This is a genomic window from Rhizobium sp. CFBP 13726 (assembly GCF_014841925.1).
GTDB lineage: Bacteria > Pseudomonadota > Alphaproteobacteria > Rhizobiales > Rhizobiaceae > Neorhizobium > Neorhizobium soli.
Genome location: NZ_JACYUU010000001.1, coordinates 1,000,051 through 1,025,123 on the forward strand (window position 1 = coordinate 1,000,051; position 25,073 = coordinate 1,025,123).

Sequence of the window (25,073 nt, forward strand, 5' to 3'; positions counted from 1 at the left end):
GTCAGTCGGGCACGACGGCAGCGGTCGTGGCATCTGACGGGTTGGCGTTGCGCATCAACACCTCGACATCCACGTTGTTACCAGCCGTCACCTTGAATTCGCGCTGATAGATCTTGTCCTTGTTGCGGGCAACGGCGAGATAGTCGCCCTCGGCCAGCACCATGGAGGGCAGGGCGCTGACGCTTTCGTTGACCACGTCGCCCGCAGCCGTCAGCACCGACCAGGCCGTGTCGGCGATGGCTTCGCCACCCGGCTGAGACACGAGCTTCAGCGACACCTCCGCGGCCTTGTGCTGCAAGACTGCCTGCGTCAGCTTGCCCGCTTCCACCTGGATGTCAGCACGCACGACGGCGTTGATGTCACCGTACTCAGAAACCACGTGATAGGTCCCTGTCGCAAGCCGCACGATGGTGTTGGGCTTCACCTCCGACATCACGAGGGCCCGATCGCCGTTTTCGCGGACTTCGGCCGCATAGACGGAGAAGCTCAGCTGTGCCGGTGGGATAGTCTGGTCCGCTCCGGCAACCGCGTTCAGGATGAACCCGCCGGCATCAAGGACGAGGGTCTGTTTCTGGAAGTCGCCTTCAGAAGGTACAGTTACTTTTTTCGTGACGCCGGCGCGGCCGAACGCGACATTCACGAAATAATCACCCGGCGCCAGCTGGAAAGCGGCGGATCCGCCGTCGGAGCTTGCAACAAGCGGAAGCTTGCCGTCCACACCGGCAATCGGGCTGAACACGCGCCAGGCAAGACCTTCCTGCATCACGTCGCTGTCAGCCGTCAGCCTGGCATCAAACCGCACATCCTTCGCGATCGAGCCGGCGCTTTCGCCCGGTGTGGCCGAGAAGGCGTTCAGCTTGGGCATCTTCCCCGTGCTGTCGAGCTGGCGGAAGCTTCCGAACGCATCGCTTTGCGCGAAACCCAGGTCAGCAGCGGTCAACAGCAGCAGGCCTGCAGCAGCGATACGGGTAACGAACGATAGGCCTGGCATCAGGATATGACCCGTTGACTCTTGTTTTGCGAGAAGCCACTTGAAGACGAACGTCCGGGCATTTTCAAGGCCTACCTCTATATCACGTATCGATCGGAAGCTTTCGACATGGAAAACAACCTGAAGCTCAGCGATTACCTGCAAGAGCGCCACTCGACGCCCGTTGCCCAGATCACAGGCCCGGGCCCATCGCAAGAAGAGCTCGAATCGATCTTGAGCATGTCGGTCCGCGTTCCCGATCATGGCAAAATCGCGCCGTGGCGCCTTGTCGTCTATCGGGGTGACGTTTGCACAAAGCTCGGCGAAACGTTCCTTGAACTCGCGCTCGCCGGTAACCCGGAGATGAATGAACCGGCCAAACAGGCTGAACTGACGCGTTTCACACGTGCACCGCTTGTCGTTGCCGTTGTCAGCACCGCGCAGCCCCACGTCAAAATCCCTGAATGGGAGCAGGTCCTGTCGGCTGGCGCTGTCTGCCTCAACATGCTGATGGCTGCAAATGCACATGGCTATGTTGCCAACTGGCGCACCGAGTGGGTGTGCTACGACGAGCGAGCCCTCGCCGCTCTTGGCATAAGCCCGGGCGAAAAGGTCGCGGGTTTCATTCATATCGGCTCGAGCGATTTCGCGACGCCGGACCGGCCGCGGCCGGCTCTTGCCGACATTGTCACCTATGCAGGTTGAACGCATGTTTTATCGCACCGACACAAACGCCCACGGCATGCGCCATGATCCCTTCAAGGCCATCGTGGCGCCGCGGCCGATCGGCTGGATCGGTACCAAAGGCCGCGACGGTTCGCTGAACCTGTCGCCCTATTCTTTCTTCAACATCGTGTCCGATAGCCCCAAGATCGTGATGTTCTCCTCGTCGGGACGCAAGCACAGTCTGAAGAATGCGTCGGACACGGGTTTTTTCACGGCAAGCATGGCCAGCCGCCATGTTTCCGAACAGGTCAACGCTTCCTCTGCTCCGGTAGATTACGGGGTGAATGAGTTCGACCTGGCTGGCCTCACCGCCAGAATGGGAGAGGTCGTCGACGCGCCCTACGTTGCGGAGGCCTATACCGCGCTGGAATGCCGTCTTACCGAAGTGATCCAGCCGAAGGATCTCAAGGGCGAGCTCACCGACGCTTACATGGTGTTTGGCGAGGTGGTCGGAATCCATATCTCCGAAGACATCATCCGGGATGGCCGAATCGACATGCAGCTTGCCCGACCGGTCGGCCGCATGGGTTACCGTGACTATTCCGATGCCGGCGAGGGCGTGTTCGAACTGATCCGTCCGACGTGAGATTTCATACTCTCGGCCTGGTTCAGGCTACGCGTGAGGTGCGCCGCGCCGGGTGTGGAACATGGTGAACCAATCTTAAACTTTTTGTCTCTACCGTGGCACCAGGCTGTTCCAGACGGAGCAGCAGCGTTGTGTTTCCGGGGCAGGTCGTGATCGTACAGGCATTTCTTCGTTGGGCTGAGACGGCAAGAACTGGGGACCGTTCCCGCGCAGCGGATGCCCTTGGTCGGGCATATCTCCACGCGGCGATGGGGGCGGAAGAGCGCAAGGCTGCCGGAATGGCGATCACTTACCTTCTCGATGACCCTTCGCCGCGCGTACGTCTCGCATTGGCAGAATCGATCGCCGATTCGCCCCAGGCTCCTCGTGCGATCATCCTCGCGCTTGCGGAAGATCAGGTCGAGATCGCCTGTACGGTGATTGCCCGCTCGCCCGTCATAAGCGACTCGGATCTTGTCGACCTGATCGGCCGAGGCGATGGAATGACCCGGCGTCTGATCGCCTCGCGGCCAAATCTTTCCCGCGGCGCCTGTGCAGCACTTGCAGAAATCGGCGACGAGCCGGAAATTCTGATTCTGCTCGAAAGTGGCACTGCGTTGATCACAGGCATATCCCTGCGCCGGATCGCCGAGCGGCATGGACAGCGCCACGACATTCGCAACCTTCTGCTCGAGCGCGAAGACCTTCCTTCAGAAGCGCGCCACATGCTCGTTAGCCACATCGCGGACACGCTTCTCAACTGCGGTCTGGTCCGCTCGACGCTTGCTCGCGGCCGTATCGAATATGTGGGCCGCGAGGCCGACGAAGCGGCAACCGTCGCAATTGCAGGAACGACGTCTCAGCAGGAAGTGCCGGCACTCGTCGAGCATCTCCGGGCATCGGGACGCCTCACACCGTCTTTCCTGATCCACGCCCTCTGCCTTGGCAAGGCGGATCTCGTTGCAGAGGCGGTATCGACCCTTTCCGGGCTCGGAGAGCGTCGCGTGAGGCCTATCCTGGCGACAGGCCGCCTTCATGCCGTTCGCGCCCTTTTTGAAGCCTGTGGTCTGACAAGGGAGATTGCCGCCGTCTTCGTCGAGGCAGTCCTGCTCTGGCGCGACGCGTCGGCGGGTCGTTCCACCGCTGATGTCTGCGGTCGTCTGATCGAGAGGTTTTCAGGGGCTGCAGGGCAGCATCCGGCAGTCTCGGATATGATCCAGATGATCGAGAGACGGCATCGTCTGGAGATGCGGTTCGCCGCACGGGCCTATGCGAGCGAGTTAGCGCTTGCTGCCTGAGCTTAGCGGTCGAAACGCTTGGCAACCCACGAATAACCGCCTTCGACAAGCCTTACGGGCGTCGTCACGAGCGTCTTGACGCCTTCGGTCGTTGGCAAAACGTTGCGAACCCGCTGGATCGCACGGCTGGCCAGACCTTCCTTCTGCTTCTCGCTTACGTCGCTGTTTGGCTCCGGAGCCGCCGCTATCGGCTCGGACGCTTGATCCCGCACGGGAGGGGTTTGCGACTGTGTTGCTGTCTCGATCGCATCGTCCGGATTCTGGCAGACGGCGATGATTACCGGATAAGGCTGATTGGCATAGGACGGTAGCCTGTCTTCGGAAACGGCGTCGCACATTGCGACCGTCGGCCATCTCTGGTCGACCGTCGAGATGTAGCGGCAGTCCGTGGCCGAATCGTTGCAGCCCAAAATAGTCATGACGATGAGCGCGGAATTCATGCTGTTTTCCCCAATGGCGGTTGTTGGGGGTTAGATTGCTCAATGATGGCGCCAGCGAGGCGTCACCGCAGCGGGGCTGAACGCTTAAGGCGTTTGCGCCTTTCGCTTATAGGCCCGCTCCGCCGCTTCGCTCGGCGACACCGCAAGGTCGGCCGATTGCACTTCGGTCGTCTCTGCCATCCGGACCTCGCGAATCCATTCCCGCCATATCGACACAATCAGCGCCATCAGAACCGGACCGATAAACAGTCCGAGAAAGCCCATGGTTTTCACACCACCGACAAGGCCGAAGAATGTGGGAAGGAATGGCAATTTGATGGGGCCGCCAACCAGGCGTGGACGAACTGTCTTGTCGACGATAAACAATTCCACCGCACCCCACGTGAACAGCCCGATCCCTGCGACGAACGAGCCGTTGGCAACGAGATAGGCAGATACCAGCGTAAACGAAAGCGGCGCGCCGCCCGGAATAAGCGCCATTACGCCAGTGATGACCCCAAGTGTCACAGGCGAGGGGACGCCAGCAATCCAGTAGGCCACGCCAAGCACGATGCCTTCGCCGATCGCAATCAACGTCATCCCGGTCACCGTCGAACTAATTGTCGCCGGTACGACACGCGAAATCCGCTCCCACCGCGACGGCAGGATGCGCTCACCAACGAGATCAATCTGGCGTGAAAACGATGCGCCGTCACGATAAACGAAAAACAGCGCGATCATCATGAACAGCATGGTCAGAACAAGATGGAAGACGCCATCTCCGGCAGCAATCACGGCGCGGTAGATATTGCCGATATTGGCTCCGCTAACGATCTGTACAAGCTCGCCGATAGCGCCGGGTGACCCAACATGCTTTGTCCACTGCAACCCGAGCCAATCACCGGCCCAGGGAAGGCCGATGATCCAGGCTGGAGGCGGCGCCCCGAACCTGTTCACTTCGACCGCCCAGCTGAACCACTGGCGCAGTTCACCCGTGGTGTAGCTGATCGCGACGCCGATCGGCACAATCAGAAAGGCGAGGATGAACAGAATGGCAAGCGTCGCGGCGATTGTCGTGTTTCCGCCAACGCGGACCAAGAGCTTCCGATAAAGTGGCCAGCTCGCAAATCCAATGACCAAGGCGGCCAGAACCGGCACAAGGAAGCCGTAGAAGAAATAAATCGACGCAGCAACAATCAGGACCAGAAGCCATCGAGCTGCCGATATCGCCGGTATCAGAGCAATGCGATTGGGAGAGACCGGTCCCAGCCAACGCGGTTCTATAGGGATGTTCCGATCATCTTGCGCGCTCACGATATACTGCCACTCCCGATTGCTGTCGCCGATATGGTGTCTCGGCCATTACGCTGCAAGCCTACCGTGGACCTCTTAACCGAGCCCTTCATCGTCTGCCTATCCTTCAGATACGATACAAATGTGAAAACACCGAACCATAACTTCGTCTAGGGCATTGCGATGGCTAAACCGTCTTTGTCAGCGCCCCTTGTTTCGGTAGAGCAGAACAATAGATAACCGTAACGTACGCGTGTTTTATAAGAGACGAGATCCAAGGACTTTAATGATGCTCAATGCGGAGGCGGTCGACCTCACAAATTGCGACCGCGAGCCAATTCACATCCCAGGGAGCATTCAACCGCATGGTTGCCTTCTTGCCTGCGACTTAACTGGCGCTGAGATTCTTCACCACTCTGCGAATGTCGGAGAGATGCTCGGTGTTGAAGGTGACATCAACGGCCGGAGACTCGAGGACGTCGTCGGTGGCGAAGCGGCCCATTCGCTTCGCAACGCGCTCGCGACCTCCGATGATCCAGCACGCCCGGCGCTACGCCATGCCTTGCGACTCCCGTCAGGCAAAGCTTTCGACATCTCGTTGCATCGTTTCGATTCCAAGGTGATCATCGAGTTCGAGCCGGCTTCAAACGACGCCGACCAGCCGCTCGAAGTTGCGCGCATGTTGATCAGCCGCATTCGCAACATGAAGAGCATCGACAGGCTTATCGAGAACGCTGCAAGGCTGATGTTCGCCATGCTCGGATATGACCGCGTGATGGTCTATCGTTTCGAGGAGGAAGGGTCCGGCAAGGTCGTCAGCGAATACAAACGCCGCGACCTCGAGAGCTTCAAGGGCCAGTATTTTCCTGCAGCGGATATCCCCAAACAGGCACGCATTCTCTACATCAAGAACACCATCCGCGTCATCTCCAACGCTGACAACGAGCGTGTGGCCATCGTCCCTGAGTTGGGCGAAGACGGCCTGCCGCTTGATATGTCCTTCGCACATCTGCGGAGTGTTTCGCCGATCCACTGCGAGTATCTTCGCAACATGGGCGTCTCTGCCTCGATGTCGGTGTCCATCATCGTTGATGGGGAGTTGTGGGGGCTGATGGCCTGCCACCACTATTCGCCAAAGACCTTGTCGATGCCCCAGCGCGTTGCGGCAGAAACGTTCGGCGAGTTCTTCTCCCTGCATTTGAGCGCGCTGAAACAGAAGCAACTGGTCGAAACGGCAAATCTTGCCAGACGTTCGCTTGACCGATTCCTTCAGATCGCTTCCAACCACAACGATATCAGCGGGCTGTTGAGAAGTTCGCTGGATGATTTCGGCGGCATGCTACCCTGCGATGGGGTCGGGCTTTGGCTTGACGGGATCTGGACGGGGCAGGGCCTCGTCCCACAGGAGCATCTCGTTGCCGAACTGGCGGAACTGGTCGGCGGCGTCGCGGGCGGACGGATTTGGTCGACGGCCGAATTGTCTCGGTCGCTACCGTTGTCGATGATCTCGCCGGACGACGTGAGCGGCGTTCTTGCCATTTCCTTGTCCCAGCGCCCTCGCGACTATCTGTTTTTCTTCCGCAAGGAAGTCGTGCAGACCCTTGATTGGGCAGGCAATCCCGACAAGCAGTATACCAGCGGACCGCATGGGGAGCGACTGACGCCGAGGTCGAGCTTCGCCATCTGGAAAGAACAGGTACGCCTCAAGGCTCAACCTTGGACCGATACGGATCTCGAGATTGCCGACGCCATCAGGGCAGTTCTTGTCGAAACCGTACTGCATCATAACGAACTGCTTGCGGACGAGCGCGGTAAGGCGGACGTGCGCCAGCGCATGCTCAACGAGGAGCTCAACCACCGCGTCAAGAACATCCTGTCTGTGATCAAGGCGCTCGTGGGGCATCCTGTGGATGACTCAAGACCGCTGTCCGATTACGTCGGCTCGCTGAAGGGACGCATTCAGGCATTGGCCTATGCGCACGATCAGGTCGTCCGCAGCGGCGATGGCGGACATCTCGCCGACCTTCTCGAAGCCGAACTGCAGCCCTATAAGGGAAGCGGCCGCATCGTGACGATGAGCGGACCGCGATTCTGGCTTGATAGCCGTGCGTTTTCCGTCATGGCCCTCGTCCTGCACGAAATGTCTACCAATGCTGCGAAATACGGTTCGCTCTCGGTATCTGACGGTCGGCTCGACATCGAGTGGGGCCGAAGTGCCGATGGCGATTGCGAGCTGACCTGGAAAGAAACCGGTGGTCCGGTCACAAAGGCGCCCAGTCGCAGTGGGTTCGGCAGTGTGCTTATCAGCCGCAGCATGCCTTTCGAGCTGGATGGTAGGGCATCGGTCGAATACCCGCCCGAGGGCGTCAACGCGGTCTTTGTCATCCCCTCCAAGCACGTTCACGCCGATGACGACGCGGCATCCGAGGACGATCTCCACCTTGATGGGCTCGGCGGACGGACGGCGAGCGAGCGATCACTCGGCAATCTGGAGTTCCTTCTTGTGGAAGATCAGATGCTGATCGCAGCAGATGTCGAGGCGATGCTGGCGGACAATGGTATCGACAAGGTAACGACATCGCCTTCGGTCTCGGACGCGCTTCGCCGCCTCAAGGATTTCACCCCGGACGTCGCGATCCTCGATGTCAATCTGGGATCCGGTACGTCGCTTCCAATCGCGGAAGAACTTCTGCGTCGTCACGTGCCCTTCGTGTTTGCGACGGGATACAGCGATCGCTCGATCATTCCGGCGACGTTTTCAGCGCCGGTTGTGCGCAAGCCCTATGAAGCGACGGCGTTGATCGCCGCCGTCAGCAAGGTTCTGGAACGATAGCTTCAAAATGCGACCGGAAGTCTCGCGGTCGCAGCAATCAGATATCGAGGTTATCGGCAAAGGCGGCGCGTTCCTGGATAAACCGGAATCGCGCCTCGGGCCTCGTGCCCATGAGATTGTCGACCGCCTCGCGCGTGCCTTCGAAATCCACCTCGTCGATCCCGACGCGCAGCAACGTGCGCTTGGCGGGGTCCATGGTCGTTTCCTTCAACTGCGCAGCCATCATCTCGCCAAGGCCTTTGAAGCGACCGATTTCGACTTTCTTGCCCTTGAACACCGTTTCCATCAATTCGGCCCGATGCGCGTCGTTGCGGGCATAGACGGTCTTACCACCCTGCCGGATGACGTAAAGCGGTGGCACGGCCAGATAAAGATGGCTGCCGCGGATGAGTTCGGGCATTTCCTGATAGAAGAACGTGATCAGCAGCGATGCGATATGGGCGCCGTCGACGTCGGCGTCGGTCATGATGATGACCCGCTCGTAGCGAAGATCCTCCTCGCGGTATTTCGTCCGCGTGCCACAGCCAAGCGCCTGCACGAGATCTGCGATCTGCTGGTTGGCCGAGAGTTTTTCGCGGCTTGCCGAGCCGACGTTGAGGATTTTACCTCGGAGCGGAAGAATGGCCTGGTTCAACCGGTTACGGCCCTGCTTCGCCGAGCCGCCAGCCGAGTCACCCTCGACGATGAACAGTTCGGCGCCCTCGGCCGTGTTCTGTGAGCAATCGGCAAGCTTGCCGGGAAGGCGCAGCTTGCGCACGGCCGTCTTGCGATTGACCTCTTTTTCCTTGCGGCGACGAAGCCGCTCTTCGGAGCGCTCAATCACCCAATCGAGCAGTTTCGCGGCCTCGTTGGGATTTCCGGTCAGGTAATGATCGAAGGGGTCGCGCAGAACGTTCTCGACGAGCCGCTGAGCCTCCACGGTCGCAAGCTTGTCCTTGGTCTGGCCGACAAATTCCGGCTCGCGGATAAAGACAGACAGCATGCCCACGGCCGAGATCATCACGTCATCAGTGGTAATCTCGCGGGCACGTTTGTTCTGGGTCAGTTCGGCGTAATTCTTCAGGCCTTTGGTCAGCGCAATGCGCAACCCGGCTTCATGGGTGCCGCCTTCGGTCGTCGGGATGGTGTTGCAGTAGGAGTGAACCTGCGGGTCGCCACCATACCACGTGATGGCCCATTCCATGGCGCCGTGACCACCGGTCTTTTCGGTGCGGCCCGCGAAGATTTCGCGAGTGACGGTGAAATCCTTGCCGAGCGTGGCCGAAAGATAGTCTTTCAGACCGCCGGGAAAATGGAAGACCGCCTTGTCCGGCACGTCGCCACCGGCCTGAACCAGTGACGGATCGCAGCTCCAGCGGATTTCGACGCCGCCGAACAGATAAGCCTTCGAGCGCGCCATGCGGAAAATGCGACCGGCATCGAACTTCGCGTGATCGCCGAAGATCTGCGGATCCGGATGGAAGCGGACGCGGGTGCCGCGACGATTGTGTACGTCACCGAGTTCTTCGAGCCCACCTTGCGGAACGCCGCGGGAAAAACGTTGGCGATAGAGCTTCTTGTTGCGCGCAACCTCGACTTCCAGCATGTCGGACAACGCATTGACCACGGAGACGCCAACCCCATGCAGACCGCCCGAGGTCTCGTAAGCCTTTCCGTCAAACTTACCGCCGGCGTGAAGCTTGGTCATGATGACTTCGAGCGTCGACTTGCCGGGCACTTGCGGATGGTTTTCCACAGGAATGCCACGACCGTTGTCGGTCACAGTCAGGCAACCTTCGGTATCCAGATACACCTCGATGAAATTGGCATGGCCGGCCACGGCTTCGTCCATCGAGTTGTCGATGACCTCGGCAAACAGATGGTGGAGAGCCTTTTCGTCCGTGCCGCCGATATACATGCCCGGGCGCATACGCACCGGTTCAAGACCCTCCAGCACGCGGATCGACGATGCGCCGTAGTCGTCGCCGTCGGCGGCGATTGTAGCCGGACGTCGCGGCGAAGGCGCTGCCTTGACAGCGGGTACAGGTTCCGCTGGCGCTGATCTGGGGAGAGCGGGCGTATCGGCAAAAAGGTCGTTATTGTCATCCATTGGCGGTGTCGGTACTACCTGTCGGGGTGCGGAGGAGATAGCCATACCCATCTCGTGCTGTTTCGAATCACATGCGATTTTGCCAGAAAACCGGCTTTCTCGCGATGCCGTACGCACACGGCGGCTCTGCCAGCAATGCTGCCTCGGCTTTAGCATGGCAAGTTGGAAGACAGAAGGTTCCGAATGAAAGCCCGCATGTCCACAGTTCATTTCTTTTTCGGCACGCTTCTTGCTGGCATGGTCGCGCTTACCGCTTCAGCAAGCCTCGCGCAGGAAGGCCCCATCAAGCCGTTCAAGGACGAGCTTTTCTCCAGGTTCGAGGTGCTGGAGACTAAGGACGGCGGCGCTTACGAGATGATAGACTACCAGGAACTGCGCGACATCAACGGACGTGACAGCGAGCCTGAGCGGCGGGTCAAGAATGCCTATGTGGCGCTTGGACCGCGCCGTGTCCAGGAAAATGAAACCCTGGCCCTCTCCGGCCGGACCCTCGATGTCACCAGGGTGGGACCTTCGCAAGGTGGCGCCTTCACGGTGATCTTCATCCACGGCAGGGGCGGCGACAGGCGGCTCGGCGTCAACGACTACACGTTCGGCGGCAATTTCAACCGGCTGAAGAACCTCGTCACCGCGTCAGGCGGGACCTACTATTCGCCGAGCGTAAAATCCTTCGACGACAAAGGTGCAGCCGATATCGCCGCCCTTATTCGCTATGCGTCGGAGAAATCGGCAGGACGTCCAATCATCCTCGCCTGCGCCTCCATGGGTGGCTTCATCTGTCAGGCCGTTAGCCGTGACGCCACGACGATCCGCTTTCTGGAGGGAATGGTCCTGCTCGGCGGTCCACCTGATCCGGGTCTGCCGTCGACGCCGTTCGCCAAGGCGAAACTGCCGGTCTATATCGCCCATGGCAGTGCCGACAGCGTCTACGCAGCCAGCGGACAGACCGAGATCTACCGGAAATTGCAGAGCGCTGGATACCCGGTCCGTATGTCCGTTTTCAATACAGGCGGGCACGGAACACCCATCCGGATGATCGACTGGCGCAAAGCCCTCAATTTCGTGCTTATTGCCCACAAATAACCGGTTTGGCTGCAATCGCGCGTTTAAATGGTTCTCAACCGATTGAATCGCGGCGTGGATCGCGTCCCACCCGCAACGGGACGACATCTGGGCCATGCTGCGCCATCCATGATCCATGCAAGCACTTGAAATACGTTCATTATTCAGCGTACGAAGTGTGAAAGGATATGTCGGGAGGCATGTCCTGCACGTTTAGGTGGCGGCGCTCAACGGCGTCGGCTGGAGGAGAGGACCAGGGATCGACATGACACCAGAAATTCGCCCGCTTATTGCCGGAAACTGGAAGATGAACGGCACACGGGACAGCCTTCCCGAGATCAAGGCAATCGCGCAGGGCGTGATGGGACCTCTCTCGGACAAGGTCGAAACCCTGATCTGTCCACCGGCCACGCTTCTCTATGTGGCGACGGCACTTTCGACGGACAGCCCGCTGATGATCGGCGCCCAGGATTGCCATCAGAAGGATTGCGGTGCGCATACCGGCGAAATTTCCGCCGACATGATCGCCGACTGCTTCGGCACGCATGTGATCGTCGGCCATTCCGAAAGGCGCGTCGATCATCGTGAAACTGATCGGATCGTTCGCGCGAAGGCCGAGGCTGCGCACACGGCCGGATTGATCGCGATCGTCTGCGTCGGTGAAACGGCGGACGAACGCGACACCGGCCAGACACTCGATATCCTGAAGCGTCAGCTCGCTGGCTCCCTGCCTGACCATGCCACGGCCGCAAACACGGTCATTGCCTACGAGCCCGTATGGGCGATCGGATCCGGCGTGACGCCGACCGCAACCGATGTGGAAGCCGCGCATGCTTTCATGCGCGCAGAACTCGTGAAGCGGTTCGGCGACGACGGCAAGGGGATGCGTCTCCTCTACGGCGGCTCGGTCAAGCCGGGCAATGCGGCAGAGCTGATGGGGATCGAAAACGTCGACGGTGCACTGATCGGCGGCGCCAGCTTGAAAGCCGACGATTTTCTCGCCATCTACGGCGTCTATGAGGCCTTGACCGCCTGAGCCGTTCAATAGGGGCTTGGAAAGCGGGCGGGCCTCATGTAAAGAGCCGCCAAACTTCTTCTATTGCCTCGCCAACGGGGCAGGGATCTTATTCATGCAGACTGTTCTGATCGTCATTCATCTCATGATCGTGCTGGCGCTTGTCGGCGTCGTGCTGATCCAGCGCTCCGAAGGCGGAGGGCTTGGCATCGGCGGCGGTTCCGGCTTCATGTCGGCGCGCGGCACGGCAAACGCCCTGACCCGCACGACGGCGATCCTGGCGACGCTGTTTTTCGTCACGTCATTGGCGCTCGGCATTCTGGCACGCTACGAATCGCGTCCGACGGATATTCTCGACCGCATTCCGCAGAGCCAGCAGGGTTCAGGCAATGGTATCTTGAACCAGCTCGGCCCGGCACCGACCGCTCCGCCGGCAAGCAACGGCGTCCCATCGGATGGCGCGAGTTCAGCGCCTGCTCCGACAGCACCGGCAACGGGAGCACCGGCTCCGGCGACACCGGCCCCGGCAACGCCCGCTCCGACGAACAGCGTTCCAACCGGCCAGTAAGGCACGGTTGAAGGCAACAAACTCCGGCGGGCCAAAAGCCTGCCGGTTTTCGTTTGTGGAGATTCCACAGACTTTTTTCGGAAAAAGAAAATTCCGCTGGCGGAATCAGAAATCAGAAGGTATTCGGTGGCTCCCATGGCGCGATATGTATTCATCACAGGCGGCGTGGTTTCTTCCCTCGGAAAAGGAATTGCGGCCGCGGCCCTCGGAGCACTGCTCCAGGCGAGGGGTTACCGGGTTCGGCTGAGGAAGCTCGATCCTTATCTCAACGTTGATCCGGGAACTATGAGCCCGACGCAGCACGGCGAGGTCTTCGTGACCGACGACGGCGCTGAGACCGATCTGGATCTCGGTCACTACGAGCGGTTCACCAGCCGTTCGGCGACCAAGACCGACAACATCACCACCGGCCGCATCTACAAGAACATCATCGACAAGGAACGCCGCGGCGACTACCTCGGCGCGACCGTTCAGGTCATTCCGCATGTCACCAACGAGATCAAGGATTTCGTTACCGAGGGCAATGAGGACTACGATTTCGTCCTCTGCGAAGTTGGCGGTACGGTCGGCGACATCGAAGCGATGCCGTTCATGGAGGCGATCCGCCAGGTCAAGAACGACCTGCCGCGCGGAACAACGATCTATCTGCATCTGACACTGATGCCGTTCATTGCGGCAGCCGGCGAGCTGAAGACCAAGCCGACCCAGCATTCCGTCAAGGAACTGCAGGCGCTGGGTATCGCGCCGGACATCCTGCTGGTGCGCGCAGACCGGGAAATCCCGGAGGCCGAGCGCCGCAAGCTTTCGCTGTTCTGCAACGTTCGCCCATCCGCGGTCATCCAGGCGCTCGACGTCGCCAACATCTACGACGTCCCGATGGCCTACCACAAGGAAGGCCTCGATTCGGAAGTGCTGGCTGCGTTCGGCATCGAACCCGCTCCCAAGCCCCGTCTGGACGCCTGGGAAGAGGTCTGCAACCGCATCCACACGCCGGAAGGCGAAGTCACGATCGCGATCGTCGGCAAGTACACAGGCCTCAAGGACGCGTACAAGTCGTTGATCGAGGCCCTGCATCACGGCGGCATCGCCAATCACGTCAAGGTCAATCTTGAGTGGATCGAATCGGAAGTCTTCGAGAAGGAAGACCCGGCTCCGTGGCTTGAAAAGGTTCACGGCATTCTGGTTCCCGGTGGGTTCGGCGAGCGCGGTTCCGAAGGCAAGATCCTCGCGGCGCAGTTTGCCCGCGAGCGTAAGGTTCCGTATTTCGGGATCTGCTTCGGCATGCAGATGGCAGTGGTGGAAGCCGCCCGTCATCTCGCCGGAATCGAAGACGCATCCTCGACGGAGTTTGGTCCTGCGGAGGAACCGGTCGTCGGATTGATGACGGAATGGCTGAAGGGCAACGAGCTCGAGAAGCGGTCTACCGCCGGCAACCTCGGTGGCACGATGCGTCTCGGCGCCTATCAGGCAGCTCTGAAGAAGGGCACCAAGATCGCCGAGATCTACGGATCGACGGATATCTCCGAGCGCCATCGTCACCGTTACGAAGTGAACGTCCAATACAAGGACCGCCTTGAAAACTGCGGCCTCGTCTTCTCGGGAATGTCACCGGACGGCCTTCTGCCGGAAACGGTCGAATATCCTGATCATCCGTGGTTCATCGGCGTTCAGTACCATCCGGAACTGAAGAGCCGACCGCTCGATCCGCACCCGCTGTTTGCGAGTTTCGTCGAGGCAGCGCTCGAACAGAGCCGTCTCGTCTAAGACAAGAAAAACCCGGCTTCGGCCGGGTTTTTCTTTGCCCACTTTTCTACTTGAGCGCCTTGTATGCGGCGAGCGCCCGGTCGCGGGCAAAGCCGTGATCGACGATGGGCTTTGGATAGGTCTTGCCCAGCTCGATGCCTGCCTTCTCCAGCACGGCCGCCGGCGCCTCAAACGGCTTGTGGATGTATTTGCGATCAAGCTTCGCCAGTTCGGGCACATGCTCGCGAACGTAATCACCGTCAGGATCGAATTTCTCGCCCTGCAGGATCGGATTGAAAATCCGGAAGAAGGGCGAGGCATCGGCGCCACTGCCGGCCACCCACTGCCAGTTGGCGGAATTGTTGGCAGGATCCGCATCGACAAGCGTATCGCGGAACCACTGCTCGCCCTTGCGCCAGTCGATCATCAGATCCTTGATCATGAACGACGCCGTGATCATCCGCACCCGGTTGTGCATGTAGCCGTGTTTCCACAACTGCCGCATACCGGCATCGACGATCGGATAACCCGTCATCCCCTTTGTCCAGGCCGTGAATTGCTTGGCATTGTATTGCCATTTGAATGCGTCGAACTTGTCGTCCCAGTTTTCGCGATCGAGGCCGGGAAATTCGATCAGCAGACCGTAGCAGAAATCGCGCCAGGCAAGCTCGCGGCGGAAGTGCGACACGTCTTCCGATGTCTTCGCCGGAAGACCTCTCGTCTCGTACCAGATGCGGGCAGGGGAAATCTCGCCATGGGTGAGGTGGGCAGACAGCGAAGACGTGGCGTCGATCGCCGGAAAGTCCCGACCGCGCTTGTAGTCGTGCAGGTCCCTGTCGATGATGTCCTTTAACTTCTCCCGCGCGCCCTGTTCTCCCGGTGTCCACATTTCGGAAAAACCCGAAGCCCAGTCCGGCTTTGTCGGCAGCAGGTCCCAGCCGTCCAGGCTTTCCGAACGGGGAAATTGCTTCGGGGCAGGGATGGACTTTGGGGTATCCATCGGCTCGTGCGGTTCGCCGAGCTTCTGCATCGCGTTCCAGAACGGTGTAAAAACCTTGAATGGCTTGCCTGCCCCCGTGCGGATCCGGTCCGGCTCGTGGAGAAGCTGGCCATGAAAGGCGCTGATGGCGATGCCCTTGTCTTTGAGGGCGACCGCGATTTCACGGTCGTAGTCCGTGCGTTCATAGGCGCGGTTGACGAAGACGGAGCGGGCGCCGGTCTTGTGGGCGATCTCGGACAGAACATCCTCGGCCTTTCCCCTAACGAGGATGAGGTCACTGCCGAGCGCTTTCAGCGCGCCCTTGAGTGCCGTCAGCGAATGATGCAGCCACCATTCCTGCGCCCCACCGAGAGGCCCGATGTTCAGTTCGTCGGGTTCGCGGATATAGACGGGGATGACCGCGCCGCCGGCATCGATCGCGGCATTCAGCGCCGCATTGTCATCGAGACGGAGGTCCTTGCGAAACCATAGGATGGTCGGAATGTCTTTGTCAGTTGAATGATCGGCAGGCACGCGCTTCTCCGTTCGAGGCATCGCAAAGGACGCCTGGAAAGCGCCTTAGGAACGAATGAGCAATATAGGGCAGGGTGCACCGGCAGCCAGCTCCGGAGCGTGCGGAGGACGCACGATAAGGCCGTCGGATCGCGAAAATATCTTCATCATCGACGAATCCTGCTTTCCGAAAGCCTTGGCAACAAGATTTCCCGCCGCGTCACGCGTCACGCTCGCGCGAACATAGTCCTGCCGCTGGTCGTTCGCCTTGATAGGCTCCGCTGTGACACCCATGACCTCGCGGTTCCTCTCGCTGAGATGCGCGAGCTTTCGCAGCAGCGGCTCGAGGAAGAGGAGACTGGTCACAAGGCTTGCGACCGGGTTGCCGGGCAGGCCCAGCACATGCATGCCGTCGAGCGAACCGACCATCAGCGGTTTGCCGGGACGCATCGCGATCCGCCAGAAATCGAGTTCCATACCGGCGCCCTTCAGCGTCGACTGGACGAGGTCGTGATCGCCGACAGAAGCTCCACCGAGCGTGACCAGCACGTCGGCCTTTTCGAGCTGCGCCCGTGCGACAGCTGCAGCGATATCCGCCTGGTTGTCCTTGACGATGCCAAGGTCGAGAACCTCACCGCCGTTGGACCGCACCAGTGCGGCGACGCCGAACGTATTGGAGGCAATGATCTGCGCGGTCGCCGGCACACCGCCAGGAACTACAAGCTCGTCACCGGTCGCAAGGATCGCGACCCTTGGTCGCCGATAGATCCCAAGCGTCGGATGGTTCATCGCGGCGGCGACGGTTAGATGCGCGAAGTCGAGCACCGTGCCGCGCTTGAGGACGATCTCGCCCTCCGCGAAATCCTGGCCGCGGGGCCGCACATGCCGTCCTTCGACGACGGCAAATGCAGTGCGGATCCGGTCGTCCGCGATTCGCTCGGCATCTTCCTGGATGAGGACGGAATCAGCGCCCTGCGGCAGAGGTGCACCCGTGAAGATCCGCACCGTCTCGCCCGGGCCGACAATGCCCTCGAAGGCATGGCCCGCAGACGCCGTCCCGATGACCGACAGTTCCGTGCCGATCGTAGACGCGTCCTCTGCCCGTACTGCGTAGCCATCCATGGCGGACGCGTCGAACGGTGGCTGCGTCAGCCTCGCGGCCAGATCGGCAGCCAGCACGCGACCGTCGGCCTCGCCAAGCGGAACATTCACGATATCGTCGATCGGACGCGCTGCAGAGAGCAGCCGGCTCCTGGCATCCGCCACGGGGAGTAGTGCTTTCATCAGCCCTCCAGGCGGTATGTTCCGGACTTGCCGCCGGTCTTCTCGAGAAGCTGGATGCCGCCGATCTGCATGCCCTTGTCTGCGGCTTTCGCCATATCGTAGATCGTCAGGCAGGCAACGGACACCGCCGTCAGCGCTTCCATCTCGACGCCGGTCTTGCCGGTCAGCTTGGCGGTCGCCGTGACACGCAGACCGGGCAGGGCGGCGTCTTCGGTAATCTCGACCGAGACCTTGGTCAGCATCAGCGGATGGCAAAGAGGAATGAGATCGCTGGTCTTCTTCGCCGCCATGATCCCGGCGAGCCGCGCTGTTCCAATGACGTCACCCTTCTTGGCATTGCCATCCAGAATCAGCGCCAGCGTCTCGGGAAGCATCCTGACATGACCCTCGGCCGTCGCCGAGCGCACGGTTTCGGTCTTGTCGCCGACATCGACCATATGCGCTTCGCCGGCCGCATCGATATGAGTGAGTGTTGCCATTATTCGGCCGCCTGTGCGGAGAGCTCGCCGGACAGCAGCAGCCGCGTCGCCGCAGCAACGTCGTCCTGACGCATCAGGCTTTCACCGACGAGGAAGGTCTCGATATCAGCCTTCTGAAGCCGCTGGCAGTCGGCGTAGGTGAAGATGCCGCTTTCGCCGACGAGGAGTCGATCGGCTGGCACCATCGGTGCAAGTGTCTCACTGATGGCGAGATCGAGCTCGAACGTGCGCAGATTGCGGTTGTTGATCCCCACCAGCGGTGCCTCGAGCTTCAGCGCCCGCTCCATTTCAGGGGCGTCGTGCACTTCGATCAGCGCATCCATGCCAAGCTCGCCGGCGACCTCGTAGATCGCAAGCGCGTCGTCATCCGACAGCGCCGCCATGATGATCAGGATGCAGTCGGCTCCCCAGGCGCGCGCTTCGTGCACCTGGTAGGTCTCGAACATGAAATCCTTGCGCAGAACGGGCAGGGCGCAGGCAGCCTTTGCTGCGACCATGAATTCCGGCGCACCTTGAAAGCTCGGCGTATCTGTCAGAACAGACAGGCAGGCTGCACCGCCGGCCTCATAGGCTGCGGCGAGCGACGGCGGATCGAAATCTGCACGGATCAACCCTTTCGAAGGGCTCGCCTTCTTGATTTCGGCAATGAGACCAAAAACGCCGGCATCCTTCTTGGCCTGCAACGCACGCAGAAAACCGCGCGGAGCAGGCTGGTCGGCGGAACGAGCCTTCAGCTCAGTGAGCGGTACACTCGCCTTGGCCGCTGCGATTTCCTCGCGCTTATAGGCTTCGATCTTCTTGAGAATATCCGCCATTCGCTCAATCCTTCTCGTTCGATACGGCCACAAGCCGATCAAGCGCTGCAGCGGCATTGCCGCTTTCGAGCGCGTTCGTGGCGATCGTCATGCCATCCTTCAGCGTTTCGGCCTTTCCGGCGACGACAAGCGCTGCCGCCGCGTTGCAGAGTGAAATGTCACGGTATGCATTCTTCGCCCCGCCGAGAACCGCCCGCAACGCCTTCGCATTGTGGATGCCGTCACCACCCTTGAGGTCGGCAAGCGTTGCCTGCGGCACGCCAAAATCGGCTGGGGTCAGCTCAAAGGAGCGGATACTGCCGCCCTCCAGAGCGCAGACCTGCGTCACGCCTGTCGTGGTGATCTCGTCCAGACCCTGGCCATGCACGACCCAGACAGTCTCGGAGCCAAGACCGCGCAGCACCTCTGCGATCGGCTGCAGCCATTTCGGATCGAAAACGCCGAGCAACTGACGCTTGGCGCCTGCAGGATTCGAGAGAGGACCCAGAATGTTGAAGATCGTCCGCGTACCCAGTTCGACGCGGCTAGGCCCCACATGGCGCATCGCGGCATGGTGCATAGACGCAAACATGAAACCGATCCCGGCCTCGCGGATACAACGGGCAATGCGGTCCGGACCGATTTCCAGGTTGACGCCGAGAGCCGACAGAGCGTCCGCCGTCCCCGATTTGGAACTCAACGCCCGGTTGCCATGCTTGGCGACGGGAACGCCCGTACCAGCCACGATGATCGATGCCAGTGTCGAGATGTTGTAGGTGCCGGCACCATCCCCACCCGTGCCGACGATATCAACGGCATCGGCTGGTGCGTCGACCCGCAGCATTTTCTCGCGCATGGTCGTTACGGCGCCGGAAATTTCCGCCACCGTTTCTCCTCGTACGCGCAGCGCAATCAGAAACCCGCCTATCTGCGAGGGCGTCGCCTCGCCGGACATCAGAATGTCGAACGCCTGACGCGCCTCATCCAGCGTGAGGCTCTCCCCGGCAGCAACTTTGGCAATGAAGGGTTTCAGCTCAGGCATTCTTTGGCTCTCAAGTCGCTTAGTATTGCGCGGGCGCAGCCGACTGATTGACGGCGGCCTGGTTGATCGAAACACCGTAGGTGTTCTTGAGGCTGTTGACCATCTGATCGAGCATGTCATCGCCGGCAGAATCGGCCATGCGCTGGAGTTGCTCGTCGCCGGCAAGCGCATCGCTCGTGGCCTGATCGACCGCCGTCACCTTCAGAAGAAGGCGGCTCTCGCCGTCCGATCCGAGCGCAGTTCCAGTCACACCGACCGGACCTGCAAAGGCTGCCGCAATCGCCTCGTTGCCGAAGATGGCGTCCTCGCCGTTGCGGCGCAGGCCGGGCTTCGTTTCGATGGCGACGCCGAGATCCTCAGCGATCACTGCCAGCGTCTCGCCCTTGTCGAGGCGACCCTTGAGGTCGGCCGTGCGTGCCGAAAGCGCCTGACGCTGCTGATCAGCCGTCCAGTCGGCAACGGCCCGGTCGCGGACTTCGCTAAGCGGACGTTCCCGTTCCGGCGTGACATTGCGGACCTCGAACCAGACGAAGCCGTCGGTGCCAACCGTCAGCGGCAGCGTATCGGCGCCGGGATCGGTGCGGAAGACGTCGGTCAAAAGCGTGGTACCACTCGGGAGATCCGCAATGCGCTTGTCCTGCGGATCAAGACCGGATGCATTGGCCGTGACCGTGACGAGCTTGAGGTTCAGATCCTTTGCTGCGTCTTCAAGCGTCGTCCCGTTGCTGCGCAACTCCTCGAAGCGGTCATGTGCCGTGTTGAGTTCCTGCGAGGCGGCCGCGACCGCCATCTGCTGGCGCAACTCGCCCTTGACTTCGTCGAAGGCGCGGGTGGTTTCCGGGCGAACGTTGGAGACCCGCAAAATGACGGGACCGAATGTACCTTGGACGGCTGGCGTGATGCCGCCATTCGCGCCAAGCTTGAAGGCCGCTTCTGCAATTGCCTCGTCCGGAACAGCGTCGCGGGTAAAGTCGCCGAGGCGAACGTCGGCTGCGGTTTTGCCCTGGTCCGCCATGACCTGGTCGAACGTCGTCGTTCCGGCGCGCAACTGCGTCGCCGCAGCTTCTGCCATTTCCATGTTGGGGAAGGGCAGCTGCTCGATGGTGCGGGTCTCGCTCGTCTTGAAGCTGGCGATCCGCTTGTCGTATTCGGCCCGCGCCTGCTCGTCGGTGATCGAAGACGCATCCGCGATGTCGGATGGCTGCAGCTTCACATAGGCAAACGTGCGGTATTCCGGGGCCCGATAGCGGCTCTTCGCACCTTCGAACCACTGCGCCAGAATATCATCCGTCGGTGCTTTCACGGGATCGATATTGGCGTTCGACAAAAGCAGATATTCGACTGTGCGGCTTTCGTCCCGATACTGCTTCAATGCATCGATCAGAACCTGCGGCGGCTTGAACCCGTCGGACACCGATTCGACGATCTGGCTGCGGACGGCAACCTTGCTGCGCTCCTTGATGTAATCGTCCTCGCGAAGGCCGGCATTGCGCAGGCGGGATGTGAACAAGGCACGGTCGAACTGACCGTTGACGCCCTGGAATGCAGGGTCTTCGCTGATCAGGATACCGAGCTTGTCTTCTGAAAGACCGAGATTCATGTCGTCGGAAAGCTGATCGAGTGCAGCGCCTGCGGCGAGCTGTGCGAACACCTCGTTCTCGACGCCGAATGCACGTGCCTGTTCCGCGGTCAGCGGTGCGCCGAACTGACGACCGATATTAGCGACCTGTCGCTGATAGGCCAGCCTGAACTCTTCAGACGAGATCTGCTGATCGCCCACCGTCAGGACGGTATTGCTGTTCGATCCGATCAGGGAGTGCGAAATGCCCCAGATGCCGAAGGATGCGGCAAGAACCAGGAGCAGGAGTTTTGCGACCCAGGAGCGGGCTGCGTTTCTGAGCGAATTGAGCATCGGCGATATTACCTATCAGTCGTAGTGCCGCCTTTCCGGCGGTTTGAGCGAATGTCTCTAGAACAATCTGCAACGGAAATGAAGGCGTTGACGCGCAAAAGCGCGCAGGCATCACCATTGTCCGCCCCACTGACTATTTCGTGAAGGTAATGGCAGGGATTATATGACGACGACAGTCACGACAGCCGGGCCCGGTGGGCACTCTATCCCCGCTATTGATCGAAACGACCCGTTTCGCCGAACGCTGCTCAGCATCTCCACGGGCGAGCCGTCTCAGGCCCGGCGTCGCGTCCGCTCATTCGCCGCCAGTGTACGTTTTAGCGCGTTAGTGGTAGGTTTCGGTGGAGACGTCGTCGTCCATGATGCGAAATGCTTCGTAAAGCGCTTCGACGAGCACGTCGGTAAGGCTGTCGCCATCGCCGTCCTGCAGGAAAAGGCCAATGGCCTGTTCGGATGGCTGGCTCGTGTGTTCGGTTTCTTTAGACATTCATTGTCCCCTAACTGTCGCGATTGATTCCGACAAGGGCAGGCTAGATAATCGCGCTTGCGTGGAACTGGAGTTCTTCTGGCGCGAAGAGACGCGGCGCCGACAATCGTAAAGGTGAGCAATCACTGTTTGAGGACCATTGGCATTCATCCGAATCTTGCTCGTGTTTGTCAGCGAATAATGAAGTTGGGACGGCGAAGTTCCCTCGATTCCGAGCCGATGGGTAGCGGCTCGGTTTACATGAATCGTCCAGTTTGTATTTTGGCTTGTGAAACGACAGGACTAATTTAGAAGCCTGTTTGGCTCTGAACCGCGGTGGAATGCGGGCGGAGATGAGGGAGAAAAAGCATTTTGGATCGATCGGAAATCAACCTGGAATCCTGCGCGCAGGAGCCGATCCATATACCGGGTGCGATCCAGCCGCATGGTGCGCTGATCGTTCTGCGGCCGGCTGATCTCACGGTCCTGCAGGCAAGCCGCAATGCCGGCGCGTTTTTTGGTGCCGATCTGCGCCTCGGCGGTCCGGCGCCGGCGATCCTTGATTCACTGAATGACGACATTAGAAATTGGCATGAGTCGAGCGAAGCCGTTTTCCAGACAGATATCTCCGATGCAACACTGACGGCGCATCGATCTGGTGGACTTGTCATCCTGGAAGTCGAACGTTCGGGAACGCAGACACTCGGCAGCCTGTTTGCGCGCTTGCGCGGTTTTGCGCAGGTTCTGTCGACGCAGGCCGATGTGGCGGGTTCGCTTGCGGCGGCCGCTCGCTTTGTTCACGACCTGACAGGGTTCGATCGCGTCCTCGTCTACAAGTTCGACGACGACTGGAACGGACACGTTGTCGCGGAAGCAGGCAATGGCAGGTTGCCATCGTATCTCGACCTGCGTTTCCCGGCGGGCGACATACCGGCACAGGCACGTGCGCTCTACGCCGCCAATCGCTTGCGGGTCATTCCCGACGCATCCTATGAACCTGTGCCGATAGACGCTGGTCGCGAGATCGGGACCACAGGCAGTCCGCTTGATCTGAGCTTCTCGCAGCTGCGCAGCGTTTCGCCGGTGCATCTCGAATACATGCACAACATGGGCACGGCCGCATCCATGTCCATGTCTATCATAATCGACGGACGCCTTTGGGGGCTTGTCGCTTGCCATAGCGCCCAGCCTCACATGGTTCCGGTCAGGGTGCGCGATGCCTGCGACTTTATCGTCCAGTCGCTCGCCATGCGGATCGCAGCGCAAGTTCACTCCCAGGACGCCACCCGCCGCGTCGAGCTGGCGCGCATCTCCGGTGATCTTCTGCGGGCAATGACATCTGCTTCGTCCTGGAGCGAGGGATTGGAGACCTTGCCGAAAGATCTGGTCGCGCAGGTTGGGGCCTCGGGAGCCGCCATTATTGCACAGGGAGAGTGCCACAAGGTGGGGATCACCCCGACGGACGACGAAGTTCGCTCCATCGTCGGCTGGCTTTCCGGCAGAGCGGACGACGACATCTTCGCCACGACATCGCTTGCTGCGGACTTTCCATCGGCTGAAGCGTTTGCCGGCGAGGCAAGCGGCATCATCGCCATTCGTTTGTCCGAGCTTTACGAAAACTGGCTGATCTGGTTCCGGCCCGAGGTGATCCGCACCGTCCAGTGGGCTGGAGACCCGCATAAGATTGTCCAGGAAAAAGGACGTATCCATCCGCGGAAATCCTTTCAGGCCTGGAGCGAAAATGTCCGGCTCCATTCTCAGGCCTGGAGCGAAGCAGAACTTTCTGCTGCACGCGACCTTCGCAACGCGATCGTCGGGATCGTCTTGCGAAAGGCTGAAGAGCTGGGTGAACTCACCAGCGAACTGCAGCGCTCCAACAAGGAGCTTGAAGCTTTCTCCTATTCGGTATCGCACGATCTGAGGGCGCCGTTCCGGCACATCGTCGGCTTCGCTCAGTTGCTGACAGACAGGGAAAACAGTCTCGACGAAAAATCGCGCCACTACCTTCGGACCATCTCCGATTCGGCGCTGGCAGCGGGCAGGCTCGTGGATGGCCTGCTCAATTTTTCGCAGCTGGGGCGTGCCTCGATCATCCATAAGCATGTCGACATGAACAAGCTTGTCGCCGAGGTTGTGAAGAGCGTGATTCTGAACCAGGACGACCGAGCGATCTCGTGGTCGATCGAGCCGTTGCCGAACGCCTGGGGCGATGCCACGCTGTTGCGGCAGGTCTGGTTCAACATTATCGAAAACGCGGTAAAGTACAGCAGGCACCGCAACCCCGCAGAAATCCGCGTCCGGGGCTCCGTCAAAGGCGATGTGACCACCTACAGCGTCAGCGACAACGGCGTCGGGTTCGACATGGCTTATGTCGGCAAACTGTTCGGGGTCTTCCAGCGGCTCCAGCGCGCCGAAGACTTCGAGGGGACCGGTATCGGCCTTGCTCTTGTGCGCAGGATCGTCGAACGCCATAACGGAAGCATTACCGCCCATGGGGAAGTGGACAAGGGCGCAACCTTTGTCTTTGCCCTGCCAGGCCCTGAGAAGAAAGGCCGCGCCCATGCCTGAACTACGCCCGATACTGCTTGTCGAAGACAGCCCACGCGACCTGGAACTCACGCTCGCCGCGTTGGAAAAGTGCCAGCTTGCCAACGAGATTGTCGTTGCTCGCGATGGCGCCGAGGCGATCGATTATCTCTTCGGAACCGGGATTCATGAAGGTCGCCCGTCCGGCGATCCGACCGTCGTGCTGCTTGATCTGAAACTTCCCAAGATCGATGGTCTCGAAGTCCTCGAGCGTGTCAAGAAAGACGAGAGACTGCACCACATTCCGATCGTCATGCTGACGTCGTCGAGGGAAGAGCAGGATCTGGTGCGAAGCTACGAGCTTGGCGTCAACGCCTTCGTCGTGAAGCCTGTCGAGTTCAAGCAGTTCTTCAAGGCCATTCAGGATCTCGGGGTCTTTTGGGCTCTGTTAAACGAACCACCTCCTGGATACCGCGCCAAAGACGGAGGCTAACAGA

21 protein-coding genes are annotated in these 25,073 nt (G+C 60.2%); 10 read left to right on the forward strand and 11 right to left on the reverse strand.

Features of this window, described 5'->3' with window-relative positions; translation table 11 throughout:
• Nucleotide 1: 1 nt before the first annotated feature.
• Nucleotides 2-991 (reverse strand): hypothetical protein, encoded by a 990-nt coding sequence (locus tag IFT66_RS04975; protein WP_174196665.1) that lies wholly within the window; start codon nt 989-991, stop codon nt 2-4.
• A gap of 108 nt (nt 992-1,099) precedes the next feature.
• Between IFT66_RS04975 and IFT66_RS04980 the strand changes: the two genes are divergently transcribed.
• The 3 genes from IFT66_RS04980 (at nt 1,100) to IFT66_RS04990 (ending at nt 3,559) form a co-directional block, all read left to right on the forward strand.
• Nucleotides 1,100-1,675, forward strand: coding sequence for a nitroreductase family protein (locus IFT66_RS04980; RefSeq protein WP_192076894.1), 576 nt, complete (start codon nt 1,100-1,102; stop codon nt 1,673-1,675).
• Between the two features lie 4 nt (nt 1,676-1,679).
• Nucleotides 1,680-2,282, forward strand: coding sequence for a flavin reductase family protein (locus IFT66_RS04985; RefSeq protein ID WP_062580691.1), 603 nt, complete (start codon nt 1,680-1,682; stop codon nt 2,280-2,282).
• Nucleotides 2,283-2,431: 149 nt separating this feature from the next.
• Nucleotides 2,432-3,559, forward strand: a complete 1,128-nt coding sequence (locus tag IFT66_RS04990) for a DUF2336 domain-containing protein (protein WP_192076895.1) — start codon at nt 2,432-2,434, stop codon at nt 3,557-3,559.
• Nucleotides 3,560-3,561: 2 nt separating this feature from the next.
• Here the strand turns inward: IFT66_RS04990 and IFT66_RS04995 are convergent, their stop codons facing one another.
• Nucleotides 3,562-3,999, reverse strand: coding sequence for a hypothetical protein (locus IFT66_RS04995; RefSeq protein ID WP_062456943.1), 438 nt, complete (start codon nt 3,997-3,999; stop codon nt 3,562-3,564).
• Nucleotides 4,000-4,083: 84 nt separating this feature from the next.
• The gene (locus IFT66_RS05000) at nt 4,084-5,292 is read right to left on the reverse strand and encodes an AI-2E family transporter (protein WP_062580694.1); all 1,209 of its coding nucleotides are present in this window, start codon (nt 5,290-5,292) and stop codon (nt 4,084-4,086) included.
• A 268-nt stretch (nt 5,293-5,560) separates the two neighbouring features.
• Between IFT66_RS05000 and IFT66_RS05005 the strand changes: the two genes are divergently transcribed.
• Nucleotides 5,561-8,104 carry an HWE histidine kinase domain-containing protein gene (locus tag IFT66_RS05005; protein WP_192077138.1) on the forward strand — a complete coding sequence of 848 codons (2,544 nt, stop codon included), beginning with the start codon at nt 5,561-5,563 and terminating at the stop codon, nt 8,102-8,104.
• A 37-nt stretch (nt 8,105-8,141) separates the two neighbouring features.
• On the opposite strand, the gene parE is transcribed toward IFT66_RS05005, so the two are convergent.
• Nucleotides 8,142-10,193 (reverse strand): DNA topoisomerase IV subunit B, encoded by a 2,052-nt coding sequence (gene parE / locus IFT66_RS05010; protein WP_082471923.1) that lies wholly within the window; start codon nt 10,191-10,193, stop codon nt 8,142-8,144.
• A 195-nt stretch (nt 10,194-10,388) separates the two neighbouring features.
• On the opposite strand from parE, the gene IFT66_RS05015 reads away from it, so the two are divergent.
• From IFT66_RS05015 to IFT66_RS05030, 4 genes are all read left to right on the forward strand, one after another.
• On the forward strand, nt 10,389-11,276 hold the full coding sequence (locus IFT66_RS05015; protein ID WP_192076896.1) for an alpha/beta hydrolase: 888 nt from the start codon (nt 10,389-10,391) through the stop codon (nt 11,274-11,276).
• Between the two features lie 244 nt (nt 11,277-11,520).
• Nucleotides 11,521-12,291: a triose-phosphate isomerase gene (gene tpiA / locus IFT66_RS05020; protein ID WP_192076897.1), complete on the forward strand. Its 771-nt coding sequence runs from the start codon at nt 11,521-11,523 to the stop codon at nt 12,289-12,291.
• A gap of 94 nt (nt 12,292-12,385) precedes the next feature.
• On the forward strand, nt 12,386-12,838 hold the full coding sequence (gene secG / locus IFT66_RS05025; RefSeq protein WP_062456931.1) for a preprotein translocase subunit SecG: 453 nt from the start codon (nt 12,386-12,388) through the stop codon (nt 12,836-12,838).
• A gap of 135 nt (nt 12,839-12,973) precedes the next feature.
• Nucleotides 12,974-14,602, forward strand: a complete 1,629-nt coding sequence (locus IFT66_RS05030; protein WP_192076898.1) for a CTP synthase — start codon at nt 12,974-12,976, stop codon at nt 14,600-14,602.
• A 46-nt stretch (nt 14,603-14,648) separates the two neighbouring features.
• Here the strand turns inward: IFT66_RS05030 and IFT66_RS05035 are convergent, their stop codons facing one another.
• From IFT66_RS05035 to IFT66_RS05065, 7 genes are all read right to left on the reverse strand, one after another.
• Nucleotides 14,649-16,115, reverse strand: a complete 1,467-nt coding sequence (locus tag IFT66_RS05035; protein ID WP_192076899.1) for a cryptochrome/photolyase family protein — start codon at nt 16,113-16,115, stop codon at nt 14,649-14,651.
• 24 nt (nt 16,116-16,139) lie between these two features.
• Nucleotides 16,140-17,357 (reverse strand): molybdopterin molybdotransferase MoeA, encoded by a 1,218-nt coding sequence (locus tag IFT66_RS05040; protein ID WP_192076900.1) that lies wholly within the window; start codon nt 17,355-17,357, stop codon nt 16,140-16,142.
• The gene (gene moaC / locus IFT66_RS05045) at nt 17,357-17,836 is read right to left on the reverse strand and encodes a cyclic pyranopterin monophosphate synthase MoaC (RefSeq protein WP_062456920.1); all 480 of its coding nucleotides are present in this window, start codon (nt 17,834-17,836) and stop codon (nt 17,357-17,359) included. The genes IFT66_RS05040 and moaC overlap by 1 nt, the downstream gene beginning before the upstream one ends.
• The gene (gene trpC / locus IFT66_RS05050; protein WP_062456917.1) at nt 17,836-18,651 is read right to left on the reverse strand and encodes an indole-3-glycerol phosphate synthase TrpC; all 816 of its coding nucleotides are present in this window, start codon (nt 18,649-18,651) and stop codon (nt 17,836-17,838) included. The genes moaC and trpC overlap by 1 nt, the downstream gene beginning before the upstream one ends.
• A 4-nt stretch (nt 18,652-18,655) precedes the next feature.
• Nucleotides 18,656-19,672, reverse strand: coding sequence for an anthranilate phosphoribosyltransferase (gene trpD / locus IFT66_RS05055; RefSeq protein WP_062456914.1), 1,017 nt, complete (start codon nt 19,670-19,672; stop codon nt 18,656-18,658).
• Nucleotides 19,673-19,691: 19 nt separating this feature from the next.
• Nucleotides 19,692-21,584, reverse strand: a complete 1,893-nt coding sequence (locus IFT66_RS05060; RefSeq protein ID WP_192076901.1) for a peptidylprolyl isomerase — start codon at nt 21,582-21,584, stop codon at nt 19,692-19,694.
• Nucleotides 21,585-21,909: 325 nt separating this feature from the next.
• Nucleotides 21,910-22,071, reverse strand: a complete 162-nt coding sequence (locus IFT66_RS05065; protein WP_092662350.1) for a hypothetical protein — start codon at nt 22,069-22,071, stop codon at nt 21,910-21,912.
• 351 nt (nt 22,072-22,422) lie between these two features.
• On the opposite strand from IFT66_RS05065, the gene IFT66_RS05070 reads away from it, so the two are divergent.
• Entirely contained in the window at nt 22,423-24,618 is a 2,196-nt protein-coding gene (locus IFT66_RS05070) for an ATP-binding protein (protein ID WP_192076902.1), read from the forward strand.
• The gene (locus IFT66_RS05075) at nt 24,611-25,069 is read left to right on the forward strand and encodes a response regulator (protein WP_062456905.1); all 459 of its coding nucleotides are present in this window, start codon (nt 24,611-24,613) and stop codon (nt 25,067-25,069) included. Before IFT66_RS05070 ends, IFT66_RS05075 begins: the two co-directional genes overlap by 8 nt.
• The last annotated feature ends 4 nt before the right edge of the window (nt 25,070-25,073 follow it).

Coding starts and splice junctions, on each gene's coding strand:
- IFT66_RS05075 (WP_062456905.1), top strand. CDS start 24,611: ATGCCTGAACTACGCCCGATACTGCTTGTCGAAGACAGCCCACGCGAC.
- trpD (WP_062456914.1), bottom strand. CDS start 19,672: ATGCCTGAGCTGAAACCCTTCATTGCCAAAGTTGCTGCCGGGGAGAGC.
- IFT66_RS04995 (WP_062456943.1), bottom strand. CDS start 3,999: ATGAATTCCGCGCTCATCGTCATGACTATTTTGGGCTGCAACGATTCG.
- IFT66_RS05015 (WP_192076896.1), top strand. CDS start 10,389: ATGTCCACAGTTCATTTCTTTTTCGGCACGCTTCTTGCTGGCATGGTC.
- IFT66_RS04985 (WP_062580691.1), top strand. CDS start 1,680: ATGTTTTATCGCACCGACACAAACGCCCACGGCATGCGCCATGATCCC.
- moaC (WP_062456920.1), bottom strand. CDS start 17,836: ATGGCAACACTCACTCATATCGATGCGGCCGGCGAAGCGCATATGGTC.
- secG (WP_062456931.1), top strand. CDS start 12,386: ATGCAGACTGTTCTGATCGTCATTCATCTCATGATCGTGCTGGCGCTT.
- IFT66_RS05030 (WP_192076898.1), top strand. CDS start 12,974: ATGGCGCGATATGTATTCATCACAGGCGGCGTGGTTTCTTCCCTCGGA.
- IFT66_RS05060 (WP_192076901.1), bottom strand. CDS start 21,584: ATGCTCAATTCGCTCAGAAACGCAGCCCGCTCCTGGGTCGCAAAACTC.
- IFT66_RS05035 (WP_192076899.1), bottom strand. CDS start 16,115: ATGCCTCGAACGGAGAAGCGCGTGCCTGCCGATCATTCAACTGACAAA.
- IFT66_RS05005 (WP_192077138.1), top strand. CDS start 5,561: ATGCTCAATGCGGAGGCGGTCGACCTCACAAATTGCGACCGCGAGCCA.
- trpC (WP_062456917.1), bottom strand. CDS start 18,651: ATGGCGGATATTCTCAAGAAGATCGAAGCCTATAAGCGCGAGGAAATC.
- IFT66_RS05065 (WP_092662350.1), bottom strand. CDS start 22,071: ATGTCTAAAGAAACCGAACACACGAGCCAGCCATCCGAACAGGCCATT.
- IFT66_RS04975 (WP_174196665.1), bottom strand. CDS start 991: ATGCCAGGCCTATCGTTCGTTACCCGTATCGCTGCTGCAGGCCTGCTG.
- parE (WP_082471923.1), bottom strand. CDS start 10,193: ATGGATGACAATAACGACCTTTTTGCCGATACGCCCGCTCTCCCCAGA.
- IFT66_RS04980 (WP_192076894.1), top strand. CDS start 1,100: ATGGAAAACAACCTGAAGCTCAGCGATTACCTGCAAGAGCGCCACTCG.
- IFT66_RS05040 (WP_192076900.1), bottom strand. CDS start 17,357: ATGAAAGCACTACTCCCCGTGGCGGATGCCAGGAGCCGGCTGCTCTCT.
- tpiA (WP_192076897.1), top strand. CDS start 11,521: ATGACACCAGAAATTCGCCCGCTTATTGCCGGAAACTGGAAGATGAAC.